Below are 7,896 nucleotides of genomic sequence, written 5' to 3'. Positions count from 1 at the left end.
TGGGGGTTTCCTGTTTTGGGGGGGGCGGGGGGCGCCGGGGGGGGGGGGGGGGGTTGTGGGGGTGTGTTTCCACCGCCCCGGGGCGCCGGGGGGGGGCGGCCCGCTTCGACGTTCGTGCCCCCGACAGGAATCGAACCTGCGACCTACGGTACCGGAAACCGGCGCTCTATCCGCTGAGCTACGGAGGCGAACCCATCGAGCCTATCATTCACCGACGGCGACTCCGTGCCGGCCGATCGTTCAGCCCTTGCGCAGCGCGTCCTCGGCGGCCACCCAGGCGAGCATCGCGCATTTCACCCTGGCGACGTACTTCGACACTCCCCCGAGCGCCGCGGCGTCGCCGAGCAGCTCCGGATCGGGCTCGATCCTCCCGCGCGAGCGCATGGCCTCGCGGAACACGTCGATCCGCTGAGACACCTCGGCCTCGGGCATGCCCTCCACGAGCTCCGCGAACAGCGACGCCGACGCCTGCGAGATCGCGCAGCCGTGCCCCTCCCAGGCGACTGCCTCGATCGTGCCGTCGGCGGCACGGTGCATCTGCAGAGTGATCTCGTCTCCGCACGTGGGGTTCACCTGATGGGACTGCGCGGCGATCTCCCCGCGCAGGCCGTAACCGTGCGGCGAGCGGGAGTGATCGAGGATGAGCTCCTGGTAGAGCCCCTGCAGGTCAGGTGAGGTCATCACGCCCTCCGGAAGAAATCGATGGCGCGGGCGACGCCCGCGATCACGGCGTCCACCTCGTCGCGCGTGGTGTACAGGTACGTGCTGGCGCGCGTGGAGGCGGTGACACCCAGACGCCGGTGCAGCGGCTGGGCGCAGTGGTGGCCGACCCGCACCGCGATCCCCGCATCGTCGAGGATCTGGCCGACGTCGTGCGCATGGATGCCGGCGACATCGAAGCTCGCCAGGCCGACGCGGGGCAGGTCGATGCCCGCGCCGAGCACGCGGACACCCTCCAGAGCGGACAGACCCGCCACGAGATGCGCACCCAGCTCCGCCTCGTGCGCGGCGATCCTCGACATGCCGATCGACGCGAGATACCGCACCGCCGCGGCGAGCGCGACCGCCTGCGACACGCGCTGCGTGCCCGCCTCGAAGCGCTGCGGCGGCGGCAGGTACGCGGCCTCGGTGGTGGTGACGGTGGTGATCATCGACCCGCCGGTGAGGAAGGGCGGCATCGCCTCGAGCAGCTCGCGACGCCCGTACAGCGCGCCGATTCCCGTCGGGCCGAGCATCTTGTGACCCGACAGCACCGCGAAGTCGACGTCCAGCGCGTGCAGATCCAGCGGAAGATGCGGCGCCGACTGGCAGGCGTCGAGCAGCACCAGGGCGCCGACCTCCCGGGCGGTCGCGACGATCTGTTCGACGGGGTTGACGACACCGAGCACGTTCGAGACGTGCGTGACCGCGACGAGCTTCGTGCGCGGTCCGATCAGGCGCGCCGCCTCGTCCATCCGCAGCGCGCCCTCGTCATCGAGCGGGATCACGCGCAGGGTCGCCCCGGTGCGGGCCGCGAGCTCCTGCCAGGGGATCAGGTTGGCGTGGTGCTCCATCTCGGTGGTGACGATCTCGTCGCCCGCACCGAGCCTCAGCCGCTGGGCGGCCGCTCCGCCGCGCCCGATCGAGGCGTTCGACAGCGCGTACGCGACGAGGTTCACCGCCTCGGTGGCGTTCGATGTCCAAACGATCTCGTCGTCGTCCACTCCCACGAACCCGGCCACGGCGGCACGGGCGTCCTCGAAGGCGTCGGTCGCCTCGGCGGCGAGCGTGTGCGCGCCGCGATGCACGGCGGCGTTCAGGGTGGTCAGGTAGTCGCGTTCGGCGTCCAGCACGGCCAGGGGCCGCTGCGACGTCGCGCCCGAGTCGAGGTAGACGAGCGGATGCCCGTTCACCCGCGCCTGCAGGATCGGGAAGTCTTCGCGGATGCGATGAACCTCCGCCTCGCTGAGCGCGGTCTCGGTCGCGGTGGGATTCTGCATCCTTCAAGCTTCTCACTCGCGCGCGCCGTCGGCACCGTCACCGGTGCCTGGCGGCGGAAACGTACGGAGCACCGTCAGACCACGGCGACGACGAGCGCGACGATGGCGAGCAGCGGCAGCCCGCCCTGCAGCAGCGCCGCCCGCCGCTTGGTGTGATCCGACAGCACCAGCACGAGCGCCGCGCCGGCCATCATCCCCGTTGCGGCGAGCACGAGGGTGACGCCGGCGACCGGCTGACCGGCCGCGACCAGCCCCACGCCGGTGAAGGCCGCGATGGCGAGGAAGAGGTTGTAGAAGCCCTGGTTGTACGCCAGCTGCCGCGTGGTGTCGGCGTCGGCCGCGCTGCGCACGCCGAAGATCCGACGGGTGGCGGGCTGCGTCCAGCGCAGCGACTCCAGCACGAAGATGTACACGTGGAAGGCGCCCGCCAGGGCGGCGAGGATCAGGCCCGCGATCAGCATCCGCCGATTCTCCTCCGGCGCGCACGGGCGAGCAATGCTCAGACGAGGAACACCGGAAGCAGGCCGGGGTTGTGCGCATGCACGAGCACCGTGAACACCACGGCGTCGAACAGCAGATGCACGGTCACGACATACGCGAGTGAATGCGTGCGCAGGAAGATGAACCCCTGCAGCAGCGCGAACGGGATGGTCAGCGCCGGTCCCCATGCCCGGTAGCCCAGCTCCCAGAGGAACGAGACGAAGACGATCGTCTGCAGCGCGTTCGCGACCATGTCGGGGAAGTGCCGGCGCAGCAGGGCGAAGACGGTGCAGATGAAGAACAGCTCGTCCCAGATGCCGACGGCACCCACCCCGACGAACAGCCGGCCGATGAGCTCCGGGCTGTCGACGACGGGCCAGTTGCGGTAGACACCGCTGGTGATGAAGTAGAACGGCAGGATCAGCCAGCCGAGCACCAGCACCCCCACCAGCCATGCCCACTGCCAGCGCGTCCACCGCCGGTGCGTGCGCCACGGGAACGAGATCGCGCGATCGCGGAACACGAAGCGGGACACCACGTAGGGCACCAGCACCGCTCCCCCGAGCGCGAGCGTGAACCTCAGCATCGCGAGGTTGTCGAGCTCTGCGGCGAGGGGGATGGCGTGCACGATCAGCAGGCCGGCCGCGATCAGGCCGAGATCGCGGGTCAGCGACGGTCGACGACCCTCGCCGATCGTCCATCCGCCCGATCGCGCTCCGGCCGAGACCGGGCTCGTCGCCGGCGTCGCCCGCTCGATCAGTGCGGCGGCGCCGACACCGGCGATGAGCAGGATCCAGCCCGCCCAGGTCCAGCCGAAGGCGAAGAACGCCGGCGCGGCGAGACACACGAGCACAGCAGGCGCGAAGCGCCGCCATGCCGCGGCGGTCACGCGCTCGACACCTTGCGGTAGGTCAGGTCGCGGATGTCGCGACCCTTCGCGATGCCCTTGCGCTCGAACGCCGTCATCACGCGACCGTCGAAGCGCTCGGCCCAGTCTCCGTCGAAGGCGCGCTCGAACTCGGCGGAGTCGTCGAGCACCTCGCGCATCTGCACGGCGTAATCCTCCCAGTCGGTCGCAAGGCGCAGCATCCCGCCGTCGGCGAGCGCACGCGCGGCCGTCGCCGGGAAGCCGGGGCGCACGAGACGCCGCTTGGTGTGGCGCTTCTTGTGCCACGGATCGGGAAAGAAGATCCACACCTCCGATGCCGCGGCCTCGGGCAGGAAGGTCGAGAGCACCTCGGGGGCGTTCGCCTCGACCAGCCGCAGGTTGCGCACACCCGCCCTGTCGGCGTCGAGCATGGTCCGGGCGAGCCCGGCGCGGAACACCTCGACCGCGAGGAAGTCGTCGGCCGGACGGGCGGATGCCGCCGAGACGATGGCGTGCCCCTGGCCCGAGCCCACCTCGACGATCAGCGGGGCGGTGCGCCCGTACGCGGATGCCGGGTCGAGCCGCGCCTGCGGATGCACGGACGTGTGCGCGACGTCCCTCGGCACGTCGAGGAGGTAGATCGGCGCGAGCTCCTCGAACGCCCGCTCCTGCGCCTCGGACATGCGGCCGCTGCGGCGCACGAAGGAGACCGGCTCGTCGCGGAAGGTGCGGGGCTCTGGCATCCCTCCAGGGTACCGGTCCGCCCGGATCAGCCGTCGCCCTGCGGCGCAGTGACGAAGTCGATGAGCTCCTCCACGCGTCCCAGCAGCGCAGGTTCCAGATCACGGAACGTCGTCACCCGGGACAGGATGCGCTTCCACGCGTGCGCGATGTCGGCCTGATCCTCCGCCGGCCAGCCGAACGCGCGGCAGATGCCGGTCTTCCAGTCCGTGCCGCGCGGGATCCGCGGCCAGGCCTTGATGCCCATCGCCGCCGGCGTCACGCACTGCCAGACGTCGATGAACGGGTGCCCGACGATCTTCAGGTGCGCGCCGTGCGGGCCGCGCATGATCCGCTCCACGATGCGCGACTCCTTCGAACCGGGAACCAGATGGTCGACCAGCACGCCGTAGCGTCGCGTCGCGTTCGGCGGCGCCGCGGTGAGCAGCTCGTCGAGCAGGTCGAGACCCTGCAGGTACTCGACGACCACACCCTCGACGCGCAGGTCGGCGCCCCACACCTTCTCGACGAGCTCGGCGTCATGCCGCCCCTCGACGAGGATGCGGCTGGGCAGCGCCACCCTGGCCCTGTCGTCCGCCACGGCGAAGGATCCGGATGCCGTGCGCCTGCCGCCCTGCGGCTTCGCCAAGGGCGCCACGAGCCGCACGGGGCGCCCCTCGATGAGGAAGCCGCCGCCCAGCGGGAAGCTGCGTCGTCGCCCCTTCCAGTCCTCGAGCTCGACGAGCCCCGCCTCCACGCGGGTGACGGCACCGCAGTAGCCGTCCTGGGCGACCTCGACGACCAGATCCTTCTCGGCCGGCACATCGCTCGCCTTCGCGAAACCGCGCTCCCGCCAACCGTCCGAGAGCACATCGGATCCGTACCTGTCGTCGTGCATGCCATCCAGCGTATGCGGCTCCGCTGACGGCGAACGGCGTTCATCGAGTGGATGCTGTCGCGTGTCGGGGCGTGTGCATAGACTCGATCCATGGGGGCGCGGCTGCCGACGGAGGGATCACGATGAGGAATCGGTGGCTTGCGCTGGCCGCGCTCGCACTGGGTGTGATCCTGGGCGGATTCTCGCTCGCCTCGGCATCAGCGACCGCCCCCGGCCCCCTCGACGCGGGATACATCACCGACCGCAGCGGCGTCGTCTCGAGCGCCGATCTCTCGCAGGCGCAGAGCACGCTCGAGAGGCTTCGCACCGAGGCCCGCATCGACCTGTTCATCGTCCTGGTTCCCGACTACACGGATCCCTCGGATGCCGAGCAGTGGACCGACGCCACCGCGGGCGGCAACGGTCTCACCGCCGATCAGTACCTGATCTCCGTCGCCACGGAGGGCCGCAACTTCACGATGTGGCGGCACGACGACGGGAGGATGACCGTCGCGGAGCGCGACCGCATCCTCGACGCGATGCTCCCGGATCTCCGCGACAGCGACTTCAGCGCCGCCGTAGTGGCCGCCGCGGACGAGGCCTACGACATCTATGTCCTGGGCCCGCAGCGTTCGGCGCAGACCTGGGTGATCATCGGCATCGTGGTGCTCGCCGGCGTCGTCGTGCTCGTGGTCGTGTTGCTGGTCCGCCGCGCCCGCAAGCGCGCCGCCGAGCGCGCGAAACGCGAGGAACAGATTCAGGAGACCGCCCAGCAGGCGAGCATCGCGCTCGTGCGCGCCGACGACCTGGTGCGCTCCAGCGAGCAGGAGCTGGAGTATGCCCGCGCGCAGTTCGGTGACGAGGTGATCGGTGCGTTCGTCACCGCGCTGCAGACGTCGCGCGCGAACCTCGACGAGGCGTTCTCGCTCAAGCAGAAGCTCGACGACGAGGTCCCCGACACCGATGAGAAGCGACTCGCCTGGAACGAGCGGGTGCTGCAGCTGTGCTCGGAGTCCACGCGGGTGCTCGAGGAGCGCAAGGCCGAGTTCGACGCGCTGCGCCAACTCGAGCAGAACGCTCCCGCCGCCCTCGAGAACGTGCGCCGACGCCGATCCGCCGCGGGCACTGAGATCGATCGCGCCGCGCAGATCCTCGCCGTCCTCTCCTCCGCCTACGCATCCGGAGTCGTCTCTCCCGTCGCCGAGAACGTGACCGAGGCTGGCTCCCGGATGACCTTCACCGACGCTCAGATCACCGAGGCCGAGCGGCAGATCGCTGCCGGCGAGACCGGCGAGGCGGCCGTCTCGATCCGCGCGGCGGAGGGCGCCGTGCAACAGGCGACCCAGTTGGAGGACGCCGTCGAGAAGCTGCAGGTCGACCTGCAGGCCGCAGACGATCGCGCCCAGGCGATCATCGCCGAGCTGAACGGCGATCTGCAGTCCGCGCGTGCCCTGCCCGACCCGCAGGGCACGGTCGCACAGGCGGTCGCCTCGGCCGAGCAGGCGATACGACAGGCGCACGCGCACCTCGGATCCGAGGGGCGCGACCCGGTGGCGGCACTGCGGGTCCTCGACGCCGCGAACGCCACCATCGACTCCGTCATCGCCCAGGTGCGCGACGAGCAGGCCAGGATCCAACGCGCGCGCACCCTGCTCGCGGATGCCGTGCGACGCGCGGATCTTCAGATCTCCTCCGCCGAGCGGTTCATTGTGAATCGTCGCGGCGCCGTGCAGTCACCGGCGCGGACCCGTCTCGCCGAGGCTCAGAGCGCCCGCTCCCAGGCGATCGCCCTGGCGGAGACCGACCCGGTTCAGGCGCTCGCCCTCGCGCAGCACGCCGACCGGCTTGCGACGCAGGCGCTGCGGCTCGCCCAGAACGACGTCGACAGCTGGGGCGGCGGGTACCGAGGAGGCGGCAGCAGCGACACGCTCGGTGCCCTGCTCGGCGGCATCCTCATCGGTCAGGCCACCGGCGGTCGCGGCAGAGGCGGCTTCGGCGGAGGCGGCTTCGGCGGAGGCGGCTTCGGCGGAGGCGGCGGCATTCTCGGCGGCGGAAGCAGCGGAGGAGGCGGCTTCTTCGGCGGAGGCGGCGGGGGCGGATTCTCCGTCGGCGGCTTCGGCGGCGGGAGCGGCGGAAGCAGCGGAGGGGGCGGCCGCTTCTGACGGGCGGCTCTCCGGCACGACTCGAACACGGCAAGACAACCATCCGAGAAGAAAAGGAACCACACCATGGCCAAGGAATCCATCTTCGGGCGCATCTCCACGCTCGTCCGCGCCAACATCAACGCGCTCCTCGACCAGGCCGAGGACCCGCAGAAGATGCTCGACCAGCTGGTGCGCGACTACACCAACAACATCGCGGACGCCGAGTCCGCGATCGCCGAGACGATCGGCAACCTGCGCCTGCTCGAGCGCGATCACGAAGAGGACGTGCGCGCGGCGACCGAGTGGGGCAACAAGGCGCTCGCCGCCAGCCGCAAGGCGGACGAGCTGCGCACGTCTGGCAGCACCGCCGACGCCGACAAGTTCGACAGCCTCGCCAAGATCGCCCTCCAGCGCCAGATCAGCGAAGAGCGCGAGGCGAGGGCCGCCGAGCCGCAGATCGCCGCCCAGACCGAGATCGTCGACAAGCTCAAGAGCGGCCTGAACGGCATGAAGGAGAAGCTCGAGCAGCTCAGGTCCAAGCGCAGCGAGCTGCTCGCCCGGGCGAAGGTCGCCGAGGCGCAGACCAAGGTGCAGGACGCCATCGGCTCCATCAACGTGCTCGACCCGACCAGCGAGCTGGGCCGCTTCGAGGACAAGATCCGCCGGCAGGAGGCCATCGCCCAGGGCAAGGCCGAGATCGCGGCCTCCTCGCTCGACGCGCAGTTCGAGAGCCTCGAGGACCTGGGCGAGCTCACCGAGGTCGAGGCCCGGCTCGCCGAGCTCAAGGCCGGCGGCAAGCCGCAGGCCGCCATCGAGTCGGAGTGACAC

At 70.8% G+C, this 7,896-nt stretch carries 8 protein-coding genes and 1 tRNA gene; 2 read left to right on the top strand and 7 right to left on the bottom strand.

Going from position 1 to position 7,896, the window contains the following annotated elements:
- Positions 1-115 precede the first annotated feature (115 nt).
- The 7 genes from ACFWH5_RS14405 to ACFWH5_RS14375 form a co-directional block, all read right to left on the bottom strand.
- Positions 116-188 (bottom strand) — tRNA-Arg (locus tag ACFWH5_RS14405).
- 52 nt (positions 189-240) lie between these two features.
- A complete protein-coding gene (gene sufU / locus ACFWH5_RS14400; RefSeq protein WP_378835758.1) occupies positions 241-681 on the bottom strand; it encodes a Fe-S cluster assembly sulfur transfer protein SufU in 441 nt (146 codons plus the stop codon).
- Positions 681-1,979, bottom strand: a complete 1,299-nt coding sequence (locus tag ACFWH5_RS14395) for a cysteine desulfurase (RefSeq protein WP_378835755.1) — start codon at positions 1,977-1,979, stop codon at positions 681-683. The genes sufU and ACFWH5_RS14395 overlap by 1 nt, the downstream gene beginning before the upstream one ends.
- A 74-nt stretch (positions 1,980-2,053) precedes the next feature.
- Positions 2,054-2,440 carry a DUF1304 domain-containing protein gene (locus ACFWH5_RS14390; RefSeq protein ID WP_378835753.1) on the bottom strand — a complete coding sequence of 129 codons (387 nt, stop codon included), beginning with the start codon at positions 2,438-2,440 and terminating at the stop codon, positions 2,054-2,056.
- A gap of 38 nt (positions 2,441-2,478) precedes the next feature.
- Positions 2,479-3,348: a CPBP family intramembrane glutamic endopeptidase gene (locus ACFWH5_RS14385; RefSeq protein ID WP_378835751.1), complete on the bottom strand. Its 870-nt coding sequence runs from the start codon at positions 3,346-3,348 to the stop codon at positions 2,479-2,481.
- Positions 3,345-4,070 (bottom strand): tRNA (guanosine(46)-N7)-methyltransferase TrmB, encoded by a 726-nt coding sequence (gene trmB, locus ACFWH5_RS14380; RefSeq protein WP_378835749.1) that lies wholly within the window; start codon positions 4,068-4,070, stop codon positions 3,345-3,347. Before trmB ends, ACFWH5_RS14385 begins: the two co-directional genes overlap by 4 nt.
- A 26-nt stretch (positions 4,071-4,096) precedes the next feature.
- The gene (locus tag ACFWH5_RS14375; protein WP_378835747.1) at positions 4,097-4,945 is read right to left on the bottom strand and encodes a DUF3097 domain-containing protein; all 849 of its coding nucleotides are present in this window, start codon (positions 4,943-4,945) and stop codon (positions 4,097-4,099) included.
- A gap of 122 nt (positions 4,946-5,067) precedes the next feature.
- On the opposite strand from ACFWH5_RS14375, the gene ACFWH5_RS14370 reads away from it, so the two are divergent.
- Both ACFWH5_RS14370 and ACFWH5_RS14365 read left to right on the top strand, forming a co-directional pair.
- Entirely contained in the window at positions 5,068-7,086 is a 2,019-nt protein-coding gene (locus tag ACFWH5_RS14370; protein WP_378835745.1) for a TPM domain-containing protein, read from the top strand.
- Positions 7,087-7,152: 66 nt separating this feature from the next.
- Positions 7,153-7,893 carry a PspA/IM30 family protein gene (locus tag ACFWH5_RS14365; RefSeq protein WP_378835742.1) on the top strand — a complete coding sequence of 247 codons (741 nt, stop codon included), beginning with the start codon at positions 7,153-7,155 and terminating at the stop codon, positions 7,891-7,893.
- Positions 7,894-7,896 lie beyond the last annotated feature (3 nt).

The organism is Microbacterium sp. NPDC058345 (assembly GCF_042723855.1).
Taxonomy (GTDB): domain Bacteria; phylum Actinomycetota; class Actinomycetes; order Actinomycetales; family Microbacteriaceae; genus Microbacterium.
The sequence above is the reverse complement of the archived record's forward strand: the minus strand, read 5'-3'. Positions and strand labels throughout refer to the sequence as shown.

What these genes read in the sequence shown, in the direction of transcription:
- ACFWH5_RS14375 (WP_378835747.1), bottom strand. Translation starts at nt 4,945, where the DNA reads ATGCACGACGACAGGTACGGATCCGATGTGCTCTCGGACGGTTGGCGG.
- sufU (WP_378835758.1), bottom strand. Translation starts at nt 681, where the DNA reads ATGACCTCACCTGACCTGCAGGGGCTCTACCAGGAGCTCATCCTCGAT.
- trmB (WP_378835749.1), bottom strand. Translation starts at nt 4,070, where the DNA reads ATGCCAGAGCCCCGCACCTTCCGCGACGAGCCGGTCTCCTTCGTGCGC.
- ACFWH5_RS14395 (WP_378835755.1), bottom strand. Translation starts at nt 1,979, where the DNA reads ATGCAGAATCCCACCGCGACCGAGACCGCGCTCAGCGAGGCGGAGGTT.
- ACFWH5_RS14370 (WP_378835745.1), top strand. Translation starts at nt 5,068, where the DNA reads ATGAGGAATCGGTGGCTTGCGCTGGCCGCGCTCGCACTGGGTGTGATC.
- ACFWH5_RS14365 (WP_378835742.1), top strand. Translation starts at nt 7,153, where the DNA reads ATGGCCAAGGAATCCATCTTCGGGCGCATCTCCACGCTCGTCCGCGCC.
- ACFWH5_RS14390 (WP_378835753.1), bottom strand. Translation starts at nt 2,440, where the DNA reads ATGCTGATCGCGGGCCTGATCCTCGCCGCCCTGGCGGGCGCCTTCCAC.